This window comes from Pedobacter sp. AK013 (assembly GCF_014205835.1).
GTDB lineage: Bacteria > Bacteroidota > Bacteroidia > Sphingobacteriales > Sphingobacteriaceae > Pedobacter.
Genome location: NZ_JACHCQ010000047.1, coordinates 1 through 23,896, shown reverse-complemented (window position 1 = coordinate 23,896; position 23,896 = coordinate 1). Strand labels below are relative to the sequence as shown.

20 protein-coding genes are annotated in these 23,896 nt (G+C 36.0%); 17 read left to right on the top strand and 3 right to left on the bottom strand.

The window, feature by feature from the left end:
* Nucleotides 1-19: 19 nt before the first annotated feature.
* The 14 genes from HDC90_RS22895 to HDC90_RS22830 all read left to right on the top strand — a co-directional run bounded on the left by HDC90_RS22895 (nucleotide 20) and on the right by HDC90_RS22830 (nucleotide 14,268).
* A complete protein-coding gene (locus HDC90_RS22895) occupies nucleotides 20-1,174 on the top strand; it encodes a glycosyltransferase family 9 protein (protein WP_184470605.1) in 1,155 nt (384 codons plus the stop codon).
* The gene (locus HDC90_RS22890; RefSeq protein ID WP_184470603.1) at nucleotides 1,171-1,752 is read left to right on the top strand and encodes a DapH/DapD/GlmU-related protein; all 582 of its coding nucleotides are present in this window, start codon (nucleotides 1,171-1,173) and stop codon (nucleotides 1,750-1,752) included. Before HDC90_RS22895 ends, HDC90_RS22890 begins: the two co-directional genes overlap by 4 nt.
* 31 nt (nucleotides 1,753-1,783) lie before the next feature.
* Nucleotides 1,784-2,920 carry an NAD(P)-dependent oxidoreductase gene (locus HDC90_RS22885; RefSeq protein WP_184470600.1) on the top strand — a complete coding sequence of 379 codons (1,137 nt, stop codon included), beginning with the start codon at nucleotides 1,784-1,786 and terminating at the stop codon, nucleotides 2,918-2,920.
* Nucleotides 2,921-2,922: 2 nt separating this feature from the next.
* A complete protein-coding gene (locus tag HDC90_RS22880; RefSeq protein WP_184470598.1) occupies nucleotides 2,923-3,915 on the top strand; it encodes a hypothetical protein in 993 nt (330 codons plus the stop codon).
* Between the two features lie 19 nt (nucleotides 3,916-3,934).
* Nucleotides 3,935-4,876 carry a D-glycero-beta-D-manno-heptose-7-phosphate kinase gene (gene rfaE1 / locus HDC90_RS22875; RefSeq protein WP_184470596.1) on the top strand — a complete coding sequence of 314 codons (942 nt, stop codon included), beginning with the start codon at nucleotides 3,935-3,937 and terminating at the stop codon, nucleotides 4,874-4,876.
* 6 nt (nucleotides 4,877-4,882) lie between these two features.
* Entirely contained in the window at nucleotides 4,883-5,887 is a 1,005-nt protein-coding gene (gene rfaD, locus HDC90_RS22870; protein WP_221451935.1) for an ADP-glyceromanno-heptose 6-epimerase, read from the top strand.
* A gap of 14 nt (nucleotides 5,888-5,901) precedes the next feature.
* Entirely contained in the window at nucleotides 5,902-6,468 is a 567-nt protein-coding gene (locus tag HDC90_RS22865) for a D-sedoheptulose 7-phosphate isomerase (RefSeq protein WP_184470594.1), read from the top strand.
* A 12-nt stretch (nucleotides 6,469-6,480) separates the two neighbouring features.
* Nucleotides 6,481-6,993, top strand: a complete 513-nt coding sequence (gene rfaE2 / locus HDC90_RS22860; protein WP_184470592.1) for a D-glycero-beta-D-manno-heptose 1-phosphate adenylyltransferase — start codon at nucleotides 6,481-6,483, stop codon at nucleotides 6,991-6,993.
* On the top strand, nucleotides 6,980-7,444 hold the full coding sequence (gene gmhB / locus HDC90_RS22855) for a D-glycero-beta-D-manno-heptose 1,7-bisphosphate 7-phosphatase (protein ID WP_184470590.1): 465 nt from the start codon (nucleotides 6,980-6,982) through the stop codon (nucleotides 7,442-7,444). The genes rfaE2 and gmhB overlap by 14 nt, the downstream gene beginning before the upstream one ends.
* A gap of 20 nt (nucleotides 7,445-7,464) precedes the next feature.
* The gene (locus tag HDC90_RS22850) at nucleotides 7,465-8,439 is read left to right on the top strand and encodes an NAD(P)-dependent oxidoreductase (RefSeq protein WP_184470588.1); all 975 of its coding nucleotides are present in this window, start codon (nucleotides 7,465-7,467) and stop codon (nucleotides 8,437-8,439) included.
* A gap of 38 nt (nucleotides 8,440-8,477) precedes the next feature.
* Nucleotides 8,478-9,788: a UDP-glucose/GDP-mannose dehydrogenase family protein gene (locus HDC90_RS22845; RefSeq protein ID WP_184470586.1), complete on the top strand. Its 1,311-nt coding sequence runs from the start codon at nucleotides 8,478-8,480 to the stop codon at nucleotides 9,786-9,788.
* The gene (locus tag HDC90_RS22840; RefSeq protein WP_184470584.1) at nucleotides 9,788-10,777 is read left to right on the top strand and encodes a UDP-glucuronic acid decarboxylase family protein; all 990 of its coding nucleotides are present in this window, start codon (nucleotides 9,788-9,790) and stop codon (nucleotides 10,775-10,777) included. The genes HDC90_RS22845 and HDC90_RS22840 overlap by 1 nt, the downstream gene beginning before the upstream one ends.
* A gap of 357 nt (nucleotides 10,778-11,134) precedes the next feature.
* Entirely contained in the window at nucleotides 11,135-12,529 is a 1,395-nt protein-coding gene (locus tag HDC90_RS22835; protein WP_184470583.1) for an undecaprenyl-phosphate glucose phosphotransferase, read from the top strand.
* Nucleotides 12,530-12,639: 110 nt separating this feature from the next.
* Nucleotides 12,640-14,268 (top strand): gliding motility protein RemB, encoded by a 1,629-nt coding sequence (locus HDC90_RS22830; RefSeq protein WP_184470581.1) that lies wholly within the window; start codon nucleotides 12,640-12,642, stop codon nucleotides 14,266-14,268.
* Between the two features lie 147 nt (nucleotides 14,269-14,415).
* Here the strand turns inward: HDC90_RS22830 and dxs are convergent, their stop codons facing one another.
* Nucleotides 14,416-16,344 (bottom strand): 1-deoxy-D-xylulose-5-phosphate synthase, encoded by a 1,929-nt coding sequence (gene dxs / locus HDC90_RS22825; RefSeq protein ID WP_184470579.1) that lies wholly within the window; start codon nucleotides 16,342-16,344, stop codon nucleotides 14,416-14,418.
* A 698-nt stretch (nucleotides 16,345-17,042) separates the two neighbouring features.
* Between dxs and HDC90_RS22820 the strand changes: the two genes are divergently transcribed.
* From HDC90_RS22820 to glmS, 3 genes are all read left to right on the top strand, one after another.
* Nucleotides 17,043-17,786: a ScpA family protein gene (locus tag HDC90_RS22820; RefSeq protein WP_184470619.1), complete on the top strand. Its 744-nt coding sequence runs from the start codon at nucleotides 17,043-17,045 to the stop codon at nucleotides 17,784-17,786.
* A 62-nt stretch (nucleotides 17,787-17,848) separates the two neighbouring features.
* A complete protein-coding gene (glyA, locus tag HDC90_RS22815) occupies nucleotides 17,849-19,120 on the top strand; it encodes a serine hydroxymethyltransferase (protein ID WP_184470577.1) in 1,272 nt (423 codons plus the stop codon).
* A gap of 148 nt (nucleotides 19,121-19,268) precedes the next feature.
* Nucleotides 19,269-21,107 (top strand): glutamine--fructose-6-phosphate transaminase (isomerizing), encoded by a 1,839-nt coding sequence (gene glmS, locus HDC90_RS22810; RefSeq protein ID WP_184470575.1) that lies wholly within the window; start codon nucleotides 19,269-19,271, stop codon nucleotides 21,105-21,107.
* A gap of 400 nt (nucleotides 21,108-21,507) precedes the next feature.
* Here glmS and HDC90_RS22805 read toward each other — a convergent pair whose 3' ends face one another.
* Both HDC90_RS22805 and HDC90_RS22800 read right to left on the bottom strand, forming a co-directional pair.
* Nucleotides 21,508-22,857, bottom strand: coding sequence for a hypothetical protein (locus HDC90_RS22805; protein ID WP_184470573.1), 1,350 nt, complete (start codon nucleotides 22,855-22,857; stop codon nucleotides 21,508-21,510).
* An 80-nt stretch (nucleotides 22,858-22,937) separates the two neighbouring features.
* The gene (locus HDC90_RS22800; protein ID WP_184470571.1) at nucleotides 22,938-23,636 is read right to left on the bottom strand and encodes a ComF family protein; all 699 of its coding nucleotides are present in this window, start codon (nucleotides 23,634-23,636) and stop codon (nucleotides 22,938-22,940) included.
* Nucleotides 23,637-23,896: the final 260 nt, after the last annotated feature.

Below are 23,896 nucleotides of genomic sequence, written 5' to 3'. Positions count from 1 at the left end.
AGAAATTGCAAACGAGAATATGTTAAAATTTAACTCAAACAAGCTAAAGAAATTAGTTGTTGTAAACTTTTTTTTCAAATTATTTTTACCAAATAAAAATAAGAAGACATATCCTCCTATAGCTATAGAAAACACTAAGAGCATATTGATTGTTGGTTTCTATTTAATCGGTGATACTATTATGTTTCTTCCTTCTTTAGCTGTTATAAGAAGGAATTTTATAAATAGTAAAATAACATTAATATGTAATAAGCAGGTTGAGCTAATTTTGAAAGATCAATTACTCGTAGATGAATTTATTGTTGTAGACGTAAATTGGATACATAAACCTTATTCTTTAAAAAATCTTAAAAAATTTAGAGAAACATTGAGTATTGTTAATAAGAATGATTACGATGTATCAATTGATTTCAGAGGTGATTGGCGACATATTTTTTTCATGAACTTCGTGAACGCTAAAAGAAAAGTAAGTTTTAATTTTAGTGGAGGAGAGTATATGTTAACTGATGTTATTACTACTGATCCTAAAATTGATAAATATGCAGATATCTGGATTGATCTTTTAAGACAAATTGGTTGTGAAATTTATGACTCTGAGCTACCTCTTTTGAAATTGACAAAGTCTAATCAGATATATCTTCAAAGCAAAAGTGAGCTTTTAGCTGACAAGTTTATTATTGGGGTTCATCCCGGCGCAAGTCAAGAAATAAAGAAGTGGGATGAACATAAATATACTGAATTAATTGGTAGATTAAATGAGTTAAATGGTAATGCACGTTTCTTTATATTTGAAGGGCCAAATGAAGAAGGTACGATCAAGATTATAAAGGAAAACTTGGAACTAATTGGAGTGGATTTCATTATAATTAAAGAGAATATTCCAAATTATATAGCTTTAATTAGTTCTTGTGATATAATGATATGTAACGATAGCGGAGCTGCTCATATAGCGGCTGCCTTCGGTATCCCAACAATCGTTGTATTTGGAAATGTAAATCCAAAGTATGTTGAACCAATTGGTTCAAGAGATTTGCGGATAATCTCTCATGAGATGGAGTGTAAGCCATGTCATGCTAGCTTTTGTAAGTATAATCATAACTTATGTATTAAAGGCATTGGTGTAGATGAAGTATATAGTTCGGCCAAAGATGTATATTATAATTTGATGCCATGATATTTAAGATTATTTGGTTTATTAAAACACAATTTTTACGTCTGGTTTTTAAAAGGATCGGACTTCTAACTTATATTGGTTCACCAACTTACATTACAGGTGGAAGAAATGTATATATAGGAAATAAAGTTAGAATATTTCCAGGTTTGAGAATAGAAACGCATAATGAAGGAAAAATTTACATAGAAGAGGATGTAGCAATTCAACAAAATTTTCACATAACTAGTGCTAAAATTGATTTGAGAATTGGTAAAAGCTCAACTATACTAGGCAATGTATTCATTACCAATATAGATCATGACTATAAAGAAATAGGGGTACATATATTAAGGCAGGAGTACATTGTAAGTAAGACTGAAATTGGCGAAAATTGTTTTATTGGCTATGGCGCAGCTATACAGGCGGGTACCATTTTAGGTAAACAATGTGTAGTAGGGGCAAATTCAGTTGTTAAAGGCATATTTCCCGATTACAGTGTAATAGTTGGTGCACCTGCTAGGGTTGTGAAAAGATATAATTTAGGTACAGGTAATTGGGAAAAAACAGATTTAAAGGGAAATTTTCTTAACGAAAATTAAAACCTAAACATTTAAAATATTAACTAATATAATGAAAAAAGTACTTATAACGGGTGGAGCTGGGTTTATTGGCTCAAATTTAGCATTGAAACTTATTGCTAAAGGCTATGAAATAACTGTATTGGACAATCTTTCAAAGCAGATTCATGGAGATGAACCAGAAATTTCCAGTCCATTATATCTTTCAATAAAAGATAAAGTGAATTTCATTCATGGTACTGTAGAGTCAAAGGAAGACTTAAAACAAGCAATTGCTGGGCAAGATATTATTGTGCATTATGCAGCCGAGACTGGTACTGGGCAATCGATGTATCAAATAGAGCAATACACCAACGTAAATATTGGCGGAACTGCTGCAATGTTAGATATACTGGCAAATGCTGAGCATAATGTTAAAAAGATAATTATTGCTTCATCGAGATCGATATATGGAGAAGGGAAGTACTTAAGCGAAAACCTTGGTTATGTTTATCCTTCGCACCGTAGCGATGAAATTATGAAGACTGGTGACTTTGAAGTGAAGTATCCAAATTCAACAGGTACTTTAACCTTAGTAGCAACAGATGAGGAATCGAAAATACATCCATCATCTGTGTACGGAATTACCAAGCAGAACCAGGAACAAATGATCATGACCGTTTGCCCTACTATCGGCATTGCTCCTGTGGCGTTTAGGTATCAAAATGTATATGGCCCAGGCCAATCTTTATCTAATCCTTACACTGGTATCTTATCAATCTTCTCTACCTTAATCAGAAATAACAAGGAGATTAATGTTTTTGAAGACGGTAAAGAAACACGAGATTTCGTATACATTGATGATGTAGTTGAAGCAACTATTCTTGGAATTGAAAAGGATGAGGCAAATGGGCAGGTTTTTAATGTTGGTACAGGAGTTGCTACAACGGTATTAACAGTTGTGGAAGAGCTTTTAAAAAACTACAATAAACAGGTACCTGTAAAAATATCTGGAAATTACAGATTAGGTGATATCAGACATAATTTTGCCGATCTTAAGAAAATCAGTGCATTATTAGGGTTTAAGCCTAGTGTTACCTTTCAGGAAGGTATTAAGAATTTTGCAGATTGGGTAAATACCCAAGAAATTAAGGGCGACAAATACGATCAATCTATTCAGGAAATGAAGCAAAAGGGTCTATTTAAATAAAGATGGAGAATAAAAAAACAGTTCTTTTTATCTGTGCCCAGTTTTTTGGTTATGAAGTAGCTATAAAAACGGCCTTGCTTGAAAATGGGCTAGATGTTGATTACTTTGATGAAAGGAGCGCTAATAACTCTTTGATGAAAGCTATGCTTAGGGTGAAGAAAAGCCTGGTAAAAAGAACCATAGCTAAATATTACGAATCAATTACTGAAAAAATAAAAAACAAAAAGTATGATTACTTTCTGTTGGTTAAGGGGGAAGTGGTACCTGAAGATTTTATATTAAAATTTAAATCACTTAACCCCAACGCTAAGCTTATTTATTATACATACGATTCCATCAGAAATAACCCTGCAAACTCTACTTTTATCCTAAATCATTTCGATAGCTGTTATAGCTTTGACTTTGAGGATGTAAAGTTGGATAGTAGATGGAAGTTAAAACACCTATTTTATACAAAAGAGTTTATTGCTGATTTTGTTTCAGATCGCAAATATGATATTTCTTTTGTGGGAACGATGCACTCGAACAGATTTAGTGTAATGAAAAGATTGTTTGAAAAATTCAATAATACTTTCGTTTTTTATTACATGCCTGCCAAGTGGTTTTTTTATTTAGAAAAGCTCACCAAAAAAGAGTTTAAGCCGATTAAAATAACCGATGTTAGTTTTGATAAAATGTCGAAAAAGCAGGTTGCTGATGTATTTAAGGCGTCGAAAAGTGTGTTGGATGTTCAGCGGTTCGGGCAAACAGGGCTAACAATGAGAACATTTGAGGTTTTGGCATCTGGTGCTAAATTGGTGACCTCAAATAAGCATATAAAAGATGTTGAGTTTTATAATTCAAATAATATTATTGTTATTAACGACCTAAATGATGACCAAGAGTTATTTGAAATTGTAGGTAAAGTAAAGCAGAGTACTGACGCTGTTTTAAAAACAAATAAGGATTTTGAAAAATATTATATTAACAATTGGATAACTGAATTTTTTAACTAATTAAAGGGGAAATTATTTTATGAATAGCAATGGAGTAAAAATTCTTGTTATAGGAGACTTAATGATTGATCACTATATCTACGGAGATTGTACAAGAATTTCACCTGAAGCTCCTGTTCCGGTAGTAGAGGTAGATCGTGAAGAATATACTTTAGGTGGAGCAGGAAATGTTTTAAAAAATATAGTTGCATTTAATTGTTACGGAGATATTGTATCGATTGTAGGTGATGACGAGAATGCTTCTTTAATATCAAAAGAGTTAACAGATTATGGCTTGTTAGGAAATGGAATCGTAAAAGATTCCACCAGATGCACAACAATAAAATCGAGAGTATTAGCTGTTAAGCATCAATTAATACGTTTGGACAGAGAAAATTCATCACCGATTTCTGTAGAACAAGAAGATAATGTGATGAAAGTTTTCGAATCAAAAGTAGGGTTATTCAATATTGTTTTAATCTCTGATTACAATAAAGGCCTACTAACACCAAGTTTGCTGAAGAAAATTTTTGATAGTGCCAAAAAACATGGTATAAAGACTGTTTTGGATCCAAAAGGCCTCGATTTCTCAAAATATTTAGGTGTAAATGTTATTAAACCCAATAGAAAAGAGGCTGCAATTGCTACAGGGATTGCAATTAAGGATGAGAGTAGTTTAAGAGCAGCTTGTGTTAAATTGAAAGAAATTACTGCTGCTGATGATATCATTATCACACTCTCAGAGGATGGTATTGCAAATTATTCAAATAATGAACTAACAATAATTCCTACCAAAGCATTAGATGTGGTTGACGTAACTGGTGCTGGCGATACTGTTTTAGCTTCTCTTGGTTTAGCACTAGGTGCGGGTAAATCAATTATTGAAGCTTGTGAATTTGCTAACCATGCAGCTGCTATAGTGGTAAATAAAGTTGGAAGTGCTACTGCAACACTTGCCGAAATAAACGAAAAATTTGCATAAAAGAAGATGAAAAATAAAGATTCAATTATTGTAATAACCGGAGCTGCTGGATTTATCAGTTCGTGTTTAGTTCAGTATTTTAATGATAAGGGATTAACAAATTTGGTGCTTGTTGATTATTTCGGTTCGGAAGACAAAAGACCGAATTGGGAAAATAAATCGTATCTGGAAAAAGTTGACCGTGATGTTTTTTTTACATGGTTAGATGAAGTGAAACCTGATATTGATTGTATTGTTCACTTGGGTGCAAGAACAGACACTACGGAATTCGATTATGCCATTCACGAAGCGTTGAATGTTGAGTATTCTAAAAATATATGGAATTATTGTGTAGATCGAAATATTCCTTTAGTTTATGCATCTTCAGCCGCCACATACGGTAATGGCGAGTTCGGTTATGATGATAATCATGAGATTATTGAACAATTAGTTCCTTTAAACCCTTATGGTGTTAGTAAAAATGAATTTGATAAATGGGCAGTAGCGCAGGAAAAGACGCCACCTAATTGGACAGGGCTTAAATTTTTTAACATTTATGGCCCTAACGAATATCATAAAGGCAGAATGGCAAGTGTAATATGGCATGCTTTTAACCAAATAACAGATAAGGGCCAGATGAAACTTTTCAGAAGTCACAATCCTCAATATAAAGATGGCGAACAACTTCGTGATTTTTTCTATGTAAAAGATTTGGTGAAGATCATATATTGGATGACAGAAAAAATGATTGATGGCAATTGGGCTGAGGAAAAAAATGGACTTTATAATTTAGGTACGGGAAAGGCAAGAAGTTTTTATGATTTAGTTTTGGCAACATTCGCAGGAATGGAAATCAAACCAGATATTGCTTTCATAGATATGCCTATCGATATCAGAGATAAATATCAGTATTTTACAGAGGCAAATATGGATAAATTGCGTAGTGCTGGTTTTGCTGATGAGTTTTACTCTCTAGAAGAAGGCGTAAGTGATTATGTTAGAAACTATTTGTCAAAAAATACATATTATTAAATTCGATAGTTTTTATGAAAGATCAAATTAAAAGTATTTTCGAAGAGCACATACAGGTTGCTCAAAAATCTTTGTCTCAATTGGTTCCGGATATTGATAGGGTCTGTGAAGAAGTAACGAGTTGCATCAAAAGAGGAAATAAAATTTTGCTTTTTGGAAATGGTGGTAGTGCTGGTGATGCGCAACATATTGCAGCTGAATTTACAGGTCGTTTTGTTAAAGAAAGAAGATCGTTGCCAGCAATAGCACTCACAACGGATACCTCTGCCCTAACCGCAATTGGTAACGATTATGGATATGATAGAGTATTCGAGAGACAAGCTGACGGACTTGCCGCTAAAGGAGACGTTTTAATCGGGATTTCAACAAGTGGAAATAGCACCAATGTTTTAAAAGCGTTTGAACTTGGAAAAGAGAGAGGTTGCATTAATATTGGATTATCAGGTAGAGATGGGGGCAAAATGAATGATCTTTGTGATTTTAATATTGTTGTTCCATCAACAATAACTGCTCATATTCAAGAAATGCATATTCTTATTGGGCATATCATCTGTACTGCGGTTGACGAGAATTATCAATAAATGGATTAACAAATGGTAGATAATATTGAAACTTTAGCGGGTGAGAAAGTTTTTTCACAAGCAAATATTGATAGTGCGATTTCGAAATGGAAGCAGGACGGTGAAAAAATTGTATTTACAAATGGTTGTTTTGACCTGCTTCACATTGGTCATTTAAGCTATATGCTTAAAGCCGCTTCTTTGGGCACAAAATTGGTGATTGGATTAAATTCTGATACTTCCGTTAAAAGACTAAAAGGAGAGAGCAGACCAATCAACAAAGAGTTAAGCCGGTCATTAATGTTGGCTTCATTATTTTTTATCGATGCTGTTGCTGTTTTTGAAGAAGATACCCCTTTAGAACTTATACGGATTATTAAGCCCGATGTTTTGGTTAAAGGGGGGGATTATAAGATTGAGGATATTGTTGGTGCCAAAGAGGTATTGGCAGAAGGAGGTAGTGTACAAACTATTGATTTTGTTAATGGTTATAGTTCAACAAACTTAATTAATAAGATTAAGGAGAATCAGATTGGAAAAGAATAAGGCTCTTTTTTTGGATCGTGACGGTGTAATCAATGTAGATAAAGGTTACGTTTATAAAATTGAAGATTTTATATTTATTGACGAGATTTTTAAGATTACGGAACATTTTCAAAATCAAGGGTACTTAATCTTTATTGTAACAAACCAATCGGGCATTGCCCGCAAATACTATACTGAAGAAGATTTTAGGGTCCTGTCAGAATGGATGGTTAACGAATTCTCAAAAAGGAAAATAAAAATACATAAAGTTTACCATTGCCCACATCACCCTGAATTTAGTTCTGCCTGTGATTGCAGAAAACCAGAGCCGGGTATGATATTAAAGGCTGCCAAGGAGTTTAATTTAGATTTAGCACAAAGTGTTTTAATTGGTGATAAAGACACTGATATTGAGGCAGGAACAAAGGCAGGAATAGGTGAAAACTATTTGATAAATAAACTTAAGTATTAGTTTTAAATTATTAATAAAATATGAATCATTTAATTTTTGGTGGATCTGGATTTATCGGAACACATTTAAAAAAATATATTCTCTCGCTTCAAAATCAGGATGATGCAGTTTTTAGCTATGACATTAAACATAAGGTAAGTACAGATTTTGAATACTTAGATGTTAGGAAGCCTATAGAAATAGCGCTTAACAATATTAACGATTCAATAATTTATAACCTCGCAGCTATTCATACAACTCCTGGGCATGCCGATGAAGAATATTATGAAGCTAATATTTTGGGCGCAGAACAAATTTGTGATTTTGCACGTAAGAACAAAATCAATACAATTGTATTCACAAGTTCTGTTGCAGCATATGGAACGGGTGAAAGGTTTAAATCAGAAGATTTATTGCCTATGCCAAATGTTCCTTACGGGATTTCAAAGTTAACGGCTGAGTATATTCAAAAATTATGGCAGGCGGAAGACCCCATAAATAGGAGGTTATTTATTGTTCGGCCAGGAGTAGTTTTTGGGGAGGGAGAAGGAGGTAATTACACCAGACTGTACAAGAGTATAAAAAAAGGTTTCTTTTTTTACCCAGGTAGAACCGATACCATTAAAGCCTCTGTGTACGTAAAGGATGTAGCAAGGATATTGTATCAAGGAGCTCAACCCGATGGTAATAACGTTCAAACGTTTAATTTAAGCATAGAACCGATACCAACAATTAAGGAAATATGTGAAACAATGGCTGAAGCTACTAATCTTAAAAAACCTACGTTAAGAGTACCATCTTGGTTTTTAAAAACAGCTGCAACTACGGCGTATTATGGAGCAAGATTGGTTGGTAAAGATATAAACGGAATCCATCCTGATCGGGTAGATAAATTGATTATCTCTACGAATATTTCTGGCAAGAAACTAGATTCTTCACCATTTAAACTGAAATTTACTTTAAAAGAAGCGTTACAGGATTGGTATCTTGATACGGGAAAAACAGGGTTAGAATAGCCTATATAATAAAAATTATAATTAGTAAGAATTAATATATGAAAATAGCAGTAATTGGTACTGGGTATGTAGGGTTAGTAACAGGAACTTGTTTATCTGAAACAGGTAATGATGTCATTTGTGTTGACATTAACGAGGATAAAATTAAGAAAATGCAAAATGGCGAGGTTCCAATATACGAACCTGGTTTAGATCTATTGTTCCATAGAAATATCGAACAAGGCAGGTTGCACTTTACAACCAACCTAGCAGATGCCATTAAACACGCACAGATTATTTTTATGGCCTTACCCACCCCTCCAGGTGGTGATGGTGCTGCCGATCTTTCTTATATTCTTGGAGCAGCAAAAGATATTTCTACGCTGATAACCGAGTATAAGGTTATTATAAATAAATCTACCGTACCGGTTGGAACTGCAGATAAAGTTAAGGCTGTATTTGAAGCACATACCAATGTTATGGTTGATGTAGTATCCAATCCGGAGTTCCTTAGAGAGGGTGTTGCCGTAGAGGATTTTATGAAACCAGACCGTGTTGTTATTGGAACAAAGAGCGAAAAAGCAAAGAAATTATTAACTGAATTATATGAGCCGTATGTTCGTCAAGGTAATCCAATATTGTTTATGGACGAGCGCTCATCAGAACTTACAAAATATGCTGCCAATTCGTTTTTAGCAACAAAAATTACTTTCATGAATGAAGTATCAAACCTTTGCGAGTTGGTTGGTGCTGATGTTGATGCTGTTAGAAGGGGTGTTGGTTCTGATGACCGTATAGGAAAAAGATTTCTTTTCCCTGGTATAGGTTATGGCGGATCTTGTTTTCCTAAAGATGTACAGGCGTTGGTAAAAGCTGCTGATGAAAATCAGTATAATTTTCAGATTTTAAAATCAGTAATGGAGGTTAATGAACGTCAAAAAACGATTTTGGTTGATAAGGTTTTGAAATATTATAAGGGTGATATAAAAGGCAAACATTTTACGCTTTGGGGATTGGCCTTTAAACCAGAAACTGATGATATACGTGAGGCTCCTGCTTTATATATTATCGATGCGCTAGTAGAAAAAGGGGCTACCATAACTGTTTTTGATCCTGAGGGAATGGGTAACGTTAAAGCGCTTATTGGCAATAAAGTGAATTACTCTCCAGATCAATATACGGCTTTGAAAGATGCTGACGCATTACTAATTGCTACAGAATGGTCCGTTTTCCGAAATCCGGATTTTGAGAAGATTGATTCAATCCTTAAAAATAAAGTGATCTTTGATGGAAGAAATTTATACAATTTGGATAAAATGATTGAAATGGGATATTATTATAATAGTATTGGGCGTAAATTAATTAACTAATGAGTATTAAACGAATTTTGATTACCGGTGCCGCCGGTTTTTTAGGCTCGCACTTGTGTGACCGGTTTATAAAAGAGGGCTACCATGTTATTGGGATGGATAATCTAATTACTGGAGACCTATCTAATATTGAACATCTTTTTCCCTTAGCCAATTTTGAGTTTTATAATCATGATGTTTCTAAGTTTGTTCACATACCTGGAAAACTTGATTATATCTTACACTTCGCTTCTCCGGCTAGCCCTATTGATTATTTAAAAATTCCAATCCAAACACTTAAGGTGGGATCTTTAGGCACACACAATTTGTTGGGTTTAGCACGTAACAAGGGCGCAAGAATGTTGATCGCCTCTACATCCGAAGTATATGGTGACCCAAATGTTAATCCTCAGCCCGAAGAATACTGGGGCAATGTAAACCCTGTTGGTCCCCGTGGTGTTTATGATGAGGCAAAGCGTTTTCAGGAAGCAATTACAATGGCATACCATACTTTTCATGGTGTAGAAACAAGGATCATCAGAATATTTAATACTTATGGCCCAAGAATGAGATTAAATGATGGTCGAGTGTTACCTGCTTTTATTGGCCAAGCATTGAGAGGAGAAGACCTCACGGTTTTTGGAGATGGTAGCCAAACACGGTCATTTTGTTATGTAGATGATTTAGTTGAAGGTATATATAGGTTGTTGAAGAGCGACTATGCACAACCAGTTAACATTGGTAACCCTGATGAAATTACCATTAAACAATTTTGCGAAGAAATTATAAAATTAACTGGTACATCCCAAAAGATTGTTTATAAAGAGCTACCTCAAGATGATCCTAAACAAAGAAGACCAGACATTACAAAAGCCAGAGAAATTTTGGGTTGGGAGCCGAAAGTAGGTCGTGCTGAAGGTTTAAAAATAACTTATGAATATTTTAAATCATTACCACCAGAGGCTTTAGCTCGTATAGAACATAAAGATTTTAAAACATATAATAAATAAACATTTATTACTAATTCGAAAAAAGAAAGTGTCTAAAATATTAGGCACTTTCTTTTTTTATCTAAGAATATCTAAAAAAGGTAGATTCAAAGTCTTTTTATTGGTATAATATTATTATGTTAATAGAAATCTACTTAACTAGGCTAATGATCGACTAATTTTTTGATTCAAAATGTAGACGCTTCAAAATTAAAATTAAAAGCCATATCTTTATATTATATAGCCAAATGTTCAATTCTCGATAGAATTATCGATAATAAATAGTGGAAATTAAGTTTTGGGCATTAATTTTGTTCATTACTAATAAATTAAAACATTTTGAGCTGAATGTTGTTTCGGTATCTCTAAAAATTAACTATGCAAACACGTTACTTATATATCCTTAAATACCTTCTTCCAATTACCGACCTAATCATGGTCAATATTGTTTATTTTTTCGCATTTGAGTTTACTTCTTATTTAGGTAAGCAAGTTAGTTCTGAACTGCAATGGCATTATGTGGTAGTTTGTAATCTGATCTGGATTGTTTGTACTACTACTTTTGGTTTGTATACTGAATATGGTGCAAGAAGAATCGAAAGAATTTACCGAGGTACATGGAAAAGTGTAGTTTTGCATGCCGTTATTTTTTCTTTTTATTTGTTTTTTTCAAAACAAAACGACTTTTCTAGATCATTTCTAGTGATTTTTTACGGTCTGTTGGGTATGGTGTTTTTAATCAATCGTTTTGTGGGAACATCTTTCCAATTCTTACTGTTTAATCACTTACGTGCTGTAAAATCGGTGGCTATTCTTGGTAACAACGCAACAGGAACACACCTCGCCAGTTATTTTGAAAAGCAAAGATATATTGAATTTCACGGCTTTTTAGAAATTGACAATGAAGACTATTTTGATCTTGATGGGCAATTATCAGACTCAGTTAGAAATCAATTAGAAATCGCTGTTAATAAAAATATCAAAGATATTTACGTTACTATCGCACCAGAAAGGATGGGTGATATAACTTTGCTTACTTTGGAGGCTGAACGACAGTGTGTAAGATTAAAATTTATTCCAGATATTAGTGGCACACTATTGTCTCCATTTACAATCACTTACCTCGGAAATGAATTTCCTGTTATCTCGTTGAGACCTGAGCCGCTAGAGAAAATTAATCATAGATTTAAAAAGCGCTTGTTTGATGTTGTTTTTAGTACGTTAGTATTTGTCTTTCTGCTCTCATGGTTAATTCCACTCATTGCAATCATCATTAAATTAGAATCTAAAGGGCCAGTATTCTTTATGCAGAATAGAGCTGGGCGAAATAATGAAATTTTTAAAGTATTCAAATTTAGGAGCATGACTGTTACAGAGGGTGATGCTGGTTTTAAACAAGCTACTAAGAACGATGCAAGGATTACAAAAGTCGGGGCCTTTTTAAGGCGTACAAGTTTAGACGAACTTCCTCAGTTTCTAAACGTATTACTAGGTAATATGACTGTTGTTGGACCTCGTCCCCACCCTTTAAAATTAAATGATCAGTATAATGAAATTATCGATCGTTACATGGTTCGCCACTTTGTAAAACCAGGTATAACAGGTTGGGCTCAAGTAAACGGTTTTCGTGGAGAAACTGATGAGCCGGGAAAAATGGAAAAACGTGTTGAATATGATATCTGGTATTTAGAGAACTGGTCTACCATGCTTGATGTGAAAATTATTTTCATGACTATCTTCAATATGGCTAAAGGTGAAGAAAATGCCTTTTAATAATTGAAACTGAAAGCCTTCAAGGGCTTTTTCTTTTATTGATCTTTTAGAGGGCATCGTTAAATTGATAATTAATTCCTTTCTTTGCCTTTTGTATTAAATTTTACCAGATGAAGAAAATCTTATTCCTCCTATTTTTAGTTGTTTCTATTCATGAGCTAAAAGCTCAGGCAGTTTATCAACCATATTCTTTTCAGTATTATCAGAAATTAAGTGGTGAGATCTATAATCCAAATACCCGATTTCATACTTCCTTAAAGCCTTTTTTTATTGATGATAGTTTATTACGTGATAAAAGTAATCAATTGTTTAGCGTTGGGGTAGATTCTACTAGAAATACATGGGTATCTAGGAAGTTATTTAATGAGCACCTATTAGATATAAGAAATGAAGACTATACTGTTTATGCAGATTTTTTGCCTGATTTTCAAATAGGTAAAGATTTCTCCGGCAAAAGAAACACCTACTTAAATACCCGCGGTTATCAGGTTGGTGGTACCATAGGGAAGAAATTTTCATTTTATACCAGTGGATTTGAGAATCAAGGACGTTTTGCAAATTACTATAGAAACTATATTGATGAAACCGGTATTGTACCTGGCCAATCGTTTAATAGAGTAGGAGGGAAATACGGACAGGGTTATAATCCTGATATCAATCCCCTAACTGCTGATTGGTCGTATGTAACCGCAACACTATCATATACGCCATCGAAATATCTTAACATCACAGGAGGTTATGATAAAAATTTTGTAGGTGATGGTTATCGTTCATTGTTATTATCTGATTACGCTTCGCCTTATCCGTTCTTAAAATTAACAGGGAATTTAGGTAATGTACAGTATATGGTAATGTGGGCAGCCATGCAAGATCCAAGCGCTCCGAAATTATCGTATGAAGCTGGTTTTAGGAAAAAAGGTGCGGTGTTCCACTATTTAGATTGGAATGTTAATAACCGTTTGTCTATCGGGTTCTTTGATTCCATTGTATGGGGACAAACGGACGATGCTGGAAATAACAGAGGATTTGATTGGGGTTATGCCAACCCGGTTATTTTCTTAAGACCAATTGAAGCATCAAGCGGTTCTCCTGATAATGCGCTCCTAGGATTCACAGGTAAATATAAGTTTGCAAAGGAACTAGTTGCCTATGGGCAATTTTCTTTAGATGAGTTTCAGGCAAAAGAATTTTTCTCTTCTGAAGGCAGCTCGAGAAATAAATACGCCTGGCAATTGGGTTTAAGAGGTGCAGATGTATTTCATGTAGCAGGTTTAAATTATTTATTGGAATACAATACAGCTAAACCTTATACGTTTTCATCACGTAAACCAATTATTAACTATGCACAGTATGGCGAACCTCTAGCGCATCCTCTTGGTGCAAATTTTAGAGAACTTATTGGCTTATTAAACTATTCTTACAAACGTTTTGATTTTAGCGGAGAATTAATGTATGCTAAATATGGTTTAGATGAAGCCGGACAAAATTATGGTAAAAATATTTTTGAGCCTTATACAGATGCAGTAAAAGCAAATGGAAATTATACTACGCAAGGGATCCGTACCGATCTTTTTTATGCTGAAGGAAAAGTAGCCTACGTAGTTAATCCGAAATATAACTTGCGTCTAGAGTTAGGTGGTGTGGTTAGGAGGGAAAGTAACAATTTAGGTAAAAATACTACCGGATTGATTACCTTCGGTCTACGGAGTTCGTTCAGGAATTTGTATTCTGATTTTTAATAAACTACATGATATAAAAAGAGCCTCAGTTCTCTTATTAACTGAGGCTCTTTTGTTAATTTACATGTCATCCTGACAATAGGAAGGATCTTTCTTTATTATTAAGATTCTTCGCTGAGCTCAGAATGACAAAATATAATCGGGCAACTACCCTGCCATACTATTTGTTGTTCTTTTTACAGCAACCTTTCTTACTGCTTCAATAATCGCATTTTTATCGTATCCGCATTCGGCCCAAAGCTCTGGCTGTTCGCCATGTTCGATAAACTGATCTGGGATACCCAAACGGATTACGTTAGCATGATAACCATGATCGGCCATAAACTCCAGCACTGCAGAACCTATTCCTCCTGGCAGTGAACCATCTTCGACGGTGATTACATGTTTGTATTTAGCAAAAACTTCGTGTAATAAAGCTTCATCTAATGGTTTTACAAAACGTAAATCGTAATGTGCCGGATAAAACCCTTCGCTATTTAATTCTGCTCGTGCCTCAACGGCAAAGTTACCTACGTGGCCAATAGTTAACAAGGCTACATCCTCTCCGTCACAGATCTTACGGCCTTTGCCAATCTCTAATGCTTTAAACGGTCTTTTCCAATCGGGCATTACACCATTACCGCGAGGATAACGGATTACAAATGGGCCCACATTTTCTTGTTGGGCAGTAAACATCAGGTTTCGCAATTCTTCCTCGTTCATCGGAGAAGAGATCACTAAATTCGGGATACAGCGCATGTAAGCAATATCATATGCACCATGGTGTGTTGCACCATCGGCGCCTGCTAAGCCCGCTCTATCCAAACAAAATACTACGTTCAATTTTTGAATGGCTACATCGTGAATTACCTGATCGTAAGCCCTTTGCATAAAACTCGAATAGATGTTACAGAACGGAACTAATCCTTGTGCCGCTAAACCAGCTGAGAAAGTTACCGCGTGTTGTTCGGCAATTCCTACGTCAAATGCACGTTTTGGCATCGCTTTCATCATGATGTTTAACGATGAACCTGATGGCATAGCAGGGGTAATCCCTACAATTTTATCATTGGCCTCGGCCAGTTCTACCATGGTATGCCCAAAAACATCCTGATATTTTGGTGGCTGTGGTTTATCCGGAATGCTTTTTTTGATTTCGCCGGTAATCTTATCAAAAAGGCCTGGTGCATGCCATTTGGTCTGATCTTTTTCTGCTAATGCAAAACCTTTACCTTTTACAGTAACGCAGTGTAAAAGCTTAGGACCAGGAATAGCAGATAAATCTTTTATGGTCTGCGCTAAACGTTTTACATCGTGCCCGTCAACAGGACCGAAATACCTAAAGTTTAAGGCTTCGAATAAATTACTTTGTTTTAGTAAAGTGCCTTTAATGCTTTTCTCAATTTTCTTAACGTACTTATGTGCGTTAGGACCTAGTTTAGAAAGCCCCGTGAGTACATGAGAAATATCATCACGGAAACGGTTATACGATTTTGAAATGGTGATGCTGGTTAAATATTCCTTAAGCGCACCCACATTAGGATCAATAGACATGCAGTTATCATTCAGGATTACCAGCACATTACTGTTTTCGATCCCGGCATGGTTTAATCCTTCAAAAGCCAAACCAGCTGTCATGGCGCCATCACCAATAACGGCCACATGTTGCCGATCGGTTTCACCTTTTAATTGCGAAGCTACAGCCATCCCTAAAGCAGCCGAAATGGAAGTAGAAGAATGGCCTACGCCAAAGGTATCATATTCGCTTTCCGAAATTTTTGGGAATCCGCTAATGCCGCCATATACACGGTTGGTATGGAATAAATCCCTACGGCCGGTTAATATTTTATGTCCGTATGCCTGGTGGCCTACATCCCAAACCAGCTTATCGTAAGGAGTATTTAATGCATAGTGTAAAGCTACTGTTAATTCAACAACGCCTAAACTGGCGCCAAAATGGCCGCCATTAACACTTACTACATCAATAATGTACTGTCGTAATTCCTGGCTTATTTGTTCTAAGTCAGATTCGCTATATTGCTTTAAATCAGCAGGATAGTTGATTTTAGATAATAGGGGGCCAGCTTTTACTTGCATTCGAAATTTATGGTAAAAAACAAGATACAAAGTAAGGCAAATTTGTTTTAATATAGAAGAGAAAAATAGTGGTTTATTCTTGAGCGTTAAGCGGTTGGGGCTTAGGGGTATGAAGCCTGTTTGTGAGCTTCTACTATGTTTAATCTGCATCGGTTTTTTGCTCCTTTCCTTAAGGCGATCAGTATGCTGTTAAACATCCTGGTTCAAAAAAAATAATGTTTGAATAAGAATATAGATTCTTTCCGCTCTATGCCGCTGAGGCATGGTAGTTTTTCGCAAATCATATTGTTTTTATTTGTGCTCAAGAATGCTGGCGCATTTTGGAGCGCCAAAGTACCCAAAGCGCCTTGTCAATCCGGCAATGTGGCCCTTCACCTCCCACACTCATCAAAAAAACAGCGGCACTTTGTTTTGTGTTCAATTCGCGTGAAAGCTTAGACTCAACACCTAAGAACACAAAACCACTGCGTTTAAGGTTTGGTAGTACCATTTGTTCTTTTCTGCAACTGTTTTTTTGATTTTCCTGCCACTTGGGATTGACTGCGTTCTTCGGTATAGTCAGTGGTTTATTAAGGTGAGCTAGCAAGATGCCTAAAAACCAACGCCTGAATGATGTGCCCTAATGATAGCTGTTGAGATTAGTACTAATGGCCTAGGTAGTTTAAGACTAAAAATTTTCATTATGTTTGTCTCTTCACATGCAGGCAGAGAATTTTGAAATAAAACTTCCGGTATTCGAAGGCCCCTTCGATTTGTTGCTGTTCTTTATAGAGCGGGATGAACTTAATATCCAGGATGTGGAGATTGCTAAAATAACCAACGACTTTTTGGCCTACATCCATCAGCTCCTTGCTTTAAATGTAGAAGTGGCCAGCGAATTTATTTTAGTGGCTGCAACCTTGATGCGCATTAAATCTAAAATGTTATTGCCAAGGATTGAGGTAGACGAGGCCGGAAATGAAATCAACTCGGAGCAGGACCTGATTGCCCGACTGATTGCCTATAAACAATTTAAATCTGCCGCAGAAGAAATGAAAGTTTTGGAAGAGGAACGGTTTAAACAGGATCAACGGGGTAATATTGCATATGATTTAACCCTGGCCGCTGCATCTTCCAGCCACCAGGATGAGCTTTTATCATTGGATCTCTATAAACTTTTAACCGTTTACCACCGAACGATGCAGAAATATGAACTGCGCAGTGAAGAGGTTAAACATACTGTGGTACAATATCCTTATACTATCGAGCAGCAAAAACACTTTATTGCTAATCTGCTCGATATCAATAAACAGATCGATTTTGCTTTAGTGCTTAAAAATTCGGAGAATAAAGTGCATTTCGTTTATAATTTTCTGGCTATTTTAGAAATGTTGCAGCAGCAAATCGTAGAGATAACCATTGGGAGCGGCTTTAACAACTTTAATGTGAAAGCATTGTCTTAAACAGGCGTGAATTAAATTTGAAATCCTTACTTTTGCCAAAAAAATACAAACCTAAATATACAATGACACGCGACAACCAAATTTTTGAACTTATCGATAAAGAATTAAACCGCCAAGAGCATGGTTTAGAGCTTATTGCATCAGAAAACTTTGTAAGCAAGCAGGTAATGGAAGCTGCCGGATCGGTACTGACCAATAAATATGCCGAAGGTTTACCAGGAAAACGTTACTATGGCGGTTGCCAGGTAGTGGATGTAGTAGAGCAAATTGCTATCGATAGGGCAAAAGAATTGTTCGGTGCAGCGTGGGTAAACGTTCAGCCACACTCTGGCGCACAAGCTAATGCGGCTGTAATGCTAGCTGTTTTGCAACCAGGTGATAGAATATTAGGATTTGACCTTTCACACGGCGGCCACTTAACGCATGGTTCTCCAGTAAACTTTTCGGGTAAATTATATCAACCTTTATTTTATGGCGTAGAAAAAGAAACCGGACTGATTGATTATAAAAAATTAGAAGAAGTTGCTTTAGCTGAAAAACCAAAATTGATTATCTGCGGTGCCTCTGCTTATTCACGTGAGTGGGATTATGCTTTTATCCGCTCGGTAGCTGATAAAATCGGCGCTTTGGTTTTAGCTGATATTTCTCACCCAGCAGGTTTAATTGCAAAAGGATTGTTGGCCAATCCACTTCCACATTGCCATATTGTAACCACTACAACCCACAAAACTTTACGTGGCCCACGTGGAGGTATGATTATGATGGGACAGGATTTCGAAAATCCATGGGGATTAAAAACGCCAAAAGGAGAAATCCGTTTAATGAGCAACTTGCTTGATATGGCGGTTTTTCCTGGTACGCAAGGCGGCCCATTAGAGCATATTATTGCAGCTAAAGCCATTGCTTTTGGTGAAGCTTTAAGCGAGGAGTACGGAACATATATTAAACAAGTAGCGGCTAATGCGCAGGCAATGGCCAAGGCATTTGTAGCTAAAGGATATGGCATTATTTCTGGCGGTACAGATAACCACCTGATGCTGATTGATCTTCGGAATAAAAATATTACTGGTAAGGTAGCTGAAAATGCTTTGGAGAAAGCGGAAATTACAGTGAACAAAAATATGGTTCCTTTTGATGACAAGTCACCATTTGTAACTTCAGGTATACGTGTAGGTACCGCTGCAATTACTACACGCGGTTTAAAAGAAACTGAAATGGAAAAGATTGTAGATTTAATCGATCAGGTTTTAACTAATCCGGAAGATGGGGCTAACCTAAATAGTGTAAAAGCTGAAGTGATTAAGTTGGTAAGTGCTTTCCCACTTTATAAATAAGATTATACACTAACTTAGCTAGCGTTACAATAACACAGGCAGTTACATTAATTTGTAGCTGCTTTTTTTTTGTGAAGTAAGTTTTTTGCCTTAATGCTGTAAAACAAACGTTTGTTTTATATATTTGACCAATAAAATGATGTAACTTATGTGTGGAATAGTAGGCTATATTGGCTACAGAGAAGCCTGGCCAATTGTATTAAAAGGTCTTAAAAGATTGGAGTACCGTGGCTATGATAGTGCTGGTATTGCGGTAATGAATAACAGCGGTCAGCACATCTACAAAAAGGCAGGAAAAGTAGCTGTTTTGGAAGAATACGCCGAAGACAAAGATAAGTCTGGTACAATTGGTATGGGGCATACACGATGGGCAACGCATGGTGTGCCTTCCGATCGAAACTCTCACCCCCACACTTCAAATAATGGTAAACTTTCCATTATCCATAATGGAATTATTGAAAACTATGCCACATTAAAGGAAGAATTGACTAGCCGTGGTCACGAGTTTAAAAGCGATACCGATACAGAGGTACTGATCCATCTGATTGAAGAAATCCAGGAAATTGAAAATATTGATCTTTTAGAAGCCGTTCGTTTGGCTTTGAAGGAAGTGAATGGTGCCTATGCAATAGTAATTATGGATAAAGAGCATCCAGATCGTTTAATTGCTGCAAGGAAAGGTAGTCCGATGGTCATTGGCGTTGGTACTGGAGAATATTTTATTGCCTCAGATGCAACTCCAATTATTGAGTATACTAAAACTGTAATTTATCTAAAAGATGGCGAAATCGCCCTGATTACTAAAAATGATCTTTTAGTTAAGCAACTGGATAATGTAATACAAACACCATTAATTCAAGAGTTACAGCTAAAACTTGAGATGTTGGAAAAAGGTGGTTTCGATCACTTTATGTTGAAAGAGATTTATGAGCAACCACGTTCGATTAAGGACTGTATGCGTGGGCGTATTTACCCTGAACAGGGGAAAGTTCAGCTTGGCGGGATAAAGGAATTTGCAGAGAAATTAAAAAATATAGACCGGATCATTATTGTGGCCTGTGGAACATCGTGGCATGCAGGTTTGGTTGGCGAATACCTGATTGAAGAATATGCTCGTATTCCTGTTGAAGTTGAATACGCTTCAGAATTCAGGTACAGAAATCCGATCATTACAGAAAAAGATGTGGTAATTGCCATTTCGCAGTCTGGGGAAACGGCCGATACCATGGCGGCTATAGAAATGGCTAAGGAGCGCGGGGCAACTATTTTTGGAATTTGCAATGTAGCAGGTGCCTCCATCCCACGTTTAACTCACGCCGGTGTTTATACTCATGCCGGACCAGAAATTGGTGTTGCGTCAACAAAAGCATTTACCGCGCAAGTAACAGTTTTAACGCTGATGGCCTTTTATATGGCGCAGCAAAAAGGAACCATTACCACTTCAAAATTGATTGAGCTTTTAACCGAACTGGATAATATTCCTGACAAGATTCAGATAGCACTAGAGTCTAACGATCTGATTAAAGAGGTGGCAGAAAAGATCAAAGATTCTACCAACTGCTTGTTTTTAGGAAGAGGTAGTGGTTTCCCCGTAGCCTTAGAGGGTGCCTTAAAACTTAAAGAGATTTCCTATATTCATGCAGAGGGGTATCCTGCAGCCGAAATGAAACATGGGCCTATCGCTTTAATTGATGAAGAAATGCCAGTAGTTTTTATTGCTACTCAAAATTCATCGTACGAGAAAGTGATTAGTAACATACAGGAAGTAAAAGCCAGAAAAGGAAAGGTAATTGCCATTGTAACCGAAGGCGATACTGAGGTTAAGAAAATGGCCGATTACTGTATAGAAATTCCTGACGCCAATGAAGCCTTTTTGCCACTTATAGCAACCATTCCGCTTCAGTTATTGTCGTACCATATTGCGGTAATGCGCGGGTGTAATGTAGATCAGCCAAGAAATCTGGCTAAATCGGTAACAGTAGAATAATTTACAACAAACAAATAGATAAAGCAGTTGCATTAATTTGTAACTGCTTTTTTGATATAATAGGATTTAAGGGAGGCTTTGTTAACTAAGCTCGATTGAATGGATACCGTTTTCGGTCTGTTATCCTATTTCTAAGTAAATTAAAACGGCAGGAAGAAAAGCGGGGCTAAAGACCGCCATAAACCACCAGCACTAACTTTCAAAAAATAATAAACTGGGAATAAAATAGTTAAAGCTAACCTGAAAAAATTGTGTGGCAAGCCTACAATGTTAAAACCCGGTAAAAGTAAAGGGCCGATATTCTTAGAAGAAATATCGACCCTTACCATCTAAATTAACGCTCTCGAATATATAAACGATATTTTTTGCTAAATTGTTTTAGGAAAATAAAAAAAAGTTATTATTTTTCGTAACTACCTAAGGTTGAGGGAGAAATTCTTGTGTCGCCTTTTATATCTTTATTTAGATAACCCATAAAATAAGGATCGTTGCTTAAATCAGCACCTTTCTTTCTGGCTGCACTGTTCGCCGAGAGCTCAAAATTTTCCATTTCCTTGTTGATGAAGGATGGATCAATATTCAAAATATTGCCATTACCGTTATAAGTACTGTTGGTAGATCGGATTAAATTACTCCATAAATTGAGCTGCACTATTGCAGAAGTTTTCTTTTGGATATCCAGTTCGTTAGTTAAACTGCCCCAAATGATATTATTAGTTAAATCTATCTGCAGTTTATTATAAGCATCTGCAGATAAATAATCTGAAAAGCTGAGTGAAGCAGTTTTACGTGGAAAATTTAAGTTATATCCCGCAAAGGTATTCTGTTTCAAGTTGTAATTACCCCCTCCTACTGCATATATTAAGTAATTCCCACAGTTATATATCATATTATTAAATGCAAGCAGCTCCGAGTGGTAGCCAATATATGCCGCCACCTGCATGTTTTTAATCATGCTATTGCTTAAAATTAATTTGGGGTTGTTGTTAATGGATAAAGAATCGGAGGTAATGCCAACAGATGCATTTTTAATGATTGCATTTTTAATCAGCCCATATCCGGTGCGTTTTAAGAAAATTCCTTTCCATTGCCCAGGTTCATCACTATATATTCTTTCGAGCCTGTCGCTACAAAATAATATGGGCTCGCTAAAGCTGCCATTAACCATTAGGTTTCCCTCTATGTTTAAATTGGCATCCTTGTGGAAATAAATTTTGGCCCCAGGCTGAATGGTTAGTGAAGCCCCACTCTTAACAGTTAGTGATCCATTAATAATATAGGGCAACGCCTTTGTCCATATGGTATTTGTATTAATTGTAGATTCATTAACAAATACAGCGTTCTGCCCGTAAGCTAAAAGCTGAATTACCTGTTTATTCCCATTTGTATTTAATATGATAGAATCTTGAACCAGAAAAGGCAGGTTGGTTGAATTTGGGTTGATCGAAACTTTAACAAAAATGTTTATAGAATCCTGGCCGTTTATGATCAGGTCATTTTTAGTCTGTGTTTGCTCCCCGTTAATATTAATACTAAAAGCCGAAGCATTTCCGCCTGATAATCTGATTTCGGAAACTTTAACTGCATCATTATTTTTGTTGGCAATCTTTATTCTTTTAGTTATTGAGCCTACGGAAGTAAAAATCGTATCAAATAATACCTCTTTATTAGAGATGTTTAGCTTAGCATTTGGATCTGTGGTGATGCGTTCCCCCTTCCGACAGGCGGCGAGGAATAAGATTAAAAGCATTAAGCCAATATTTAAACGCATAAATCAAACTTAGAAAAGTTTTTAACTACTTACAATAGCAATAAATTGTGTAATCGTAATTATTCTGCGAAGGCCAATGCTGCAATGCTTACTTTTGCTGCCCCAGTAGCTAAGAGTGCATTGGCACAGGCTTCAAGCGTTGCCCCAGTGGTAATTACATCGTCAACCAGTAAAATATGTTTGCCGATGATATCTTCAGGAAAATTTACCTGAAAAACAGCTTTCATATTTTCATAACGGTTATACCTGCTTTTTTTAGTTTGACTTTCGGTTGAAGTATTCCGGATAAGATGATTTTCGCTAATATCGATTCCCATCTGCGCTGCAATTCCTTCAGCAATAAAGGTACTTTGGTTATATCCCCTGGATTTAAATTTTTTGCGATGTAAAGGAACCGGGATAACGATATCAATATCTTGGTAAAGAATTGCGGGTTTTAACCGTTCTCCCAGCATATTGCCTAATAATACCCCAACATCGGTTCTGCCATTATATTTTAAGTTGTGGATTAAGTTTTGAACCTTCGCTCCTTTTCTAAAATATAACATGGCCATGGCGGCATTAAGTGGTAAGCGCCCCCATAATTGCTTGGCAACCCTATTATCTGCATATTGATGATAGTCTGTAAAAGGAAGATCGTACAAACATTTTATACAGATCAACTGTTCGTGGCGAAACAAAGAATTGCCACATGCATTACATAAATTTGGAAATAGCAGTCCTAATAAATCAGAAGTCCATTGTTTAACCAGAAGCATCTAACTAATTTATAAAATATTTACGAGGAAATACAATGCTATGTTTTTAAGGCTGCGGTAATATATAGTAAAATGGAGGCCTATTCGTGGCGAATTTGTTATGCTTATGCCATTATAGTGTGTTCTTTTTTTAGCAAAGCAGGTTCAGTACTACTATATATAGGCTTGTTCCCGCTATGCGCTGCAAAGCCTTGGTTCGTTCCTCACCTTCGGGTTTTCCGCTGCTATCGGGTTTGGGCTGGCGGGGACAGGGTTACTTA

Excerpts from the sequence above, each read along its gene's own strand:
- HDC90_RS22880 (WP_184470598.1), top strand. The coding sequence starts at position 2,923 with ATGGAGAATAAAAAAACAGTTCTTTTTATCTGTGCCCAGTTTTTTGGT.
- HDC90_RS22800 (WP_184470571.1), bottom strand. The coding sequence starts at position 23,636 with ATGCTTCTGGTTAAACAATGGACTTCTGATTTATTAGGACTGCTATTT.
- HDC90_RS22835 (WP_184470583.1), top strand. The coding sequence starts at position 11,135 with ATGCAAACACGTTACTTATATATCCTTAAATACCTTCTTCCAATTACC.
- HDC90_RS22840 (WP_184470584.1), top strand. The coding sequence starts at position 9,788 with ATGAGTATTAAACGAATTTTGATTACCGGTGCCGCCGGTTTTTTAGGC.
- HDC90_RS22885 (WP_184470600.1), top strand. The coding sequence starts at position 1,784 with ATGAAAAAAGTACTTATAACGGGTGGAGCTGGGTTTATTGGCTCAAAT.
- HDC90_RS22805 (WP_184470573.1), bottom strand. The coding sequence starts at position 22,857 with ATGCTTTTAATCTTATTCCTCGCCGCCTGTCGGAAGGGGGAACGCATC.
- dxs (WP_184470579.1), bottom strand. The coding sequence starts at position 16,344 with ATGCAAGTAAAAGCTGGCCCCCTATTATCTAAAATCAACTATCCTGCT.
- glmS (WP_184470575.1), top strand. The coding sequence starts at position 19,269 with ATGTGTGGAATAGTAGGCTATATTGGCTACAGAGAAGCCTGGCCAATT.
- HDC90_RS22850 (WP_184470588.1), top strand. The coding sequence starts at position 7,465 with ATGAATCATTTAATTTTTGGTGGATCTGGATTTATCGGAACACATTTA.
- HDC90_RS22820 (WP_184470619.1), top strand. The coding sequence starts at position 17,043 with ATGCAGGCAGAGAATTTTGAAATAAAACTTCCGGTATTCGAAGGCCCC.
- HDC90_RS22830 (WP_184470581.1), top strand. The coding sequence starts at position 12,640 with ATGAAGAAAATCTTATTCCTCCTATTTTTAGTTGTTTCTATTCATGAG.
- HDC90_RS22895 (WP_184470605.1), top strand. The coding sequence starts at position 20 with ATGTTAAAATTTAACTCAAACAAGCTAAAGAAATTAGTTGTTGTAAAC.
- HDC90_RS22845 (WP_184470586.1), top strand. The coding sequence starts at position 8,478 with ATGAAAATAGCAGTAATTGGTACTGGGTATGTAGGGTTAGTAACAGGA.
- rfaE2 (WP_184470592.1), top strand. The coding sequence starts at position 6,481 with ATGGTAGATAATATTGAAACTTTAGCGGGTGAGAAAGTTTTTTCACAA.
- rfaD (WP_221451935.1), top strand. The coding sequence starts at position 4,883 with ATGAAAAATAAAGATTCAATTATTGTAATAACCGGAGCTGCTGGATTT.
- glyA (WP_184470577.1), top strand. The coding sequence starts at position 17,849 with ATGACACGCGACAACCAAATTTTTGAACTTATCGATAAAGAATTAAAC.
- HDC90_RS22890 (WP_184470603.1), top strand. The coding sequence starts at position 1,171 with ATGATATTTAAGATTATTTGGTTTATTAAAACACAATTTTTACGTCTG.
- HDC90_RS22865 (WP_184470594.1), top strand. The coding sequence starts at position 5,902 with ATGAAAGATCAAATTAAAAGTATTTTCGAAGAGCACATACAGGTTGCT.
- rfaE1 (WP_184470596.1), top strand. The coding sequence starts at position 3,935 with ATGAATAGCAATGGAGTAAAAATTCTTGTTATAGGAGACTTAATGATT.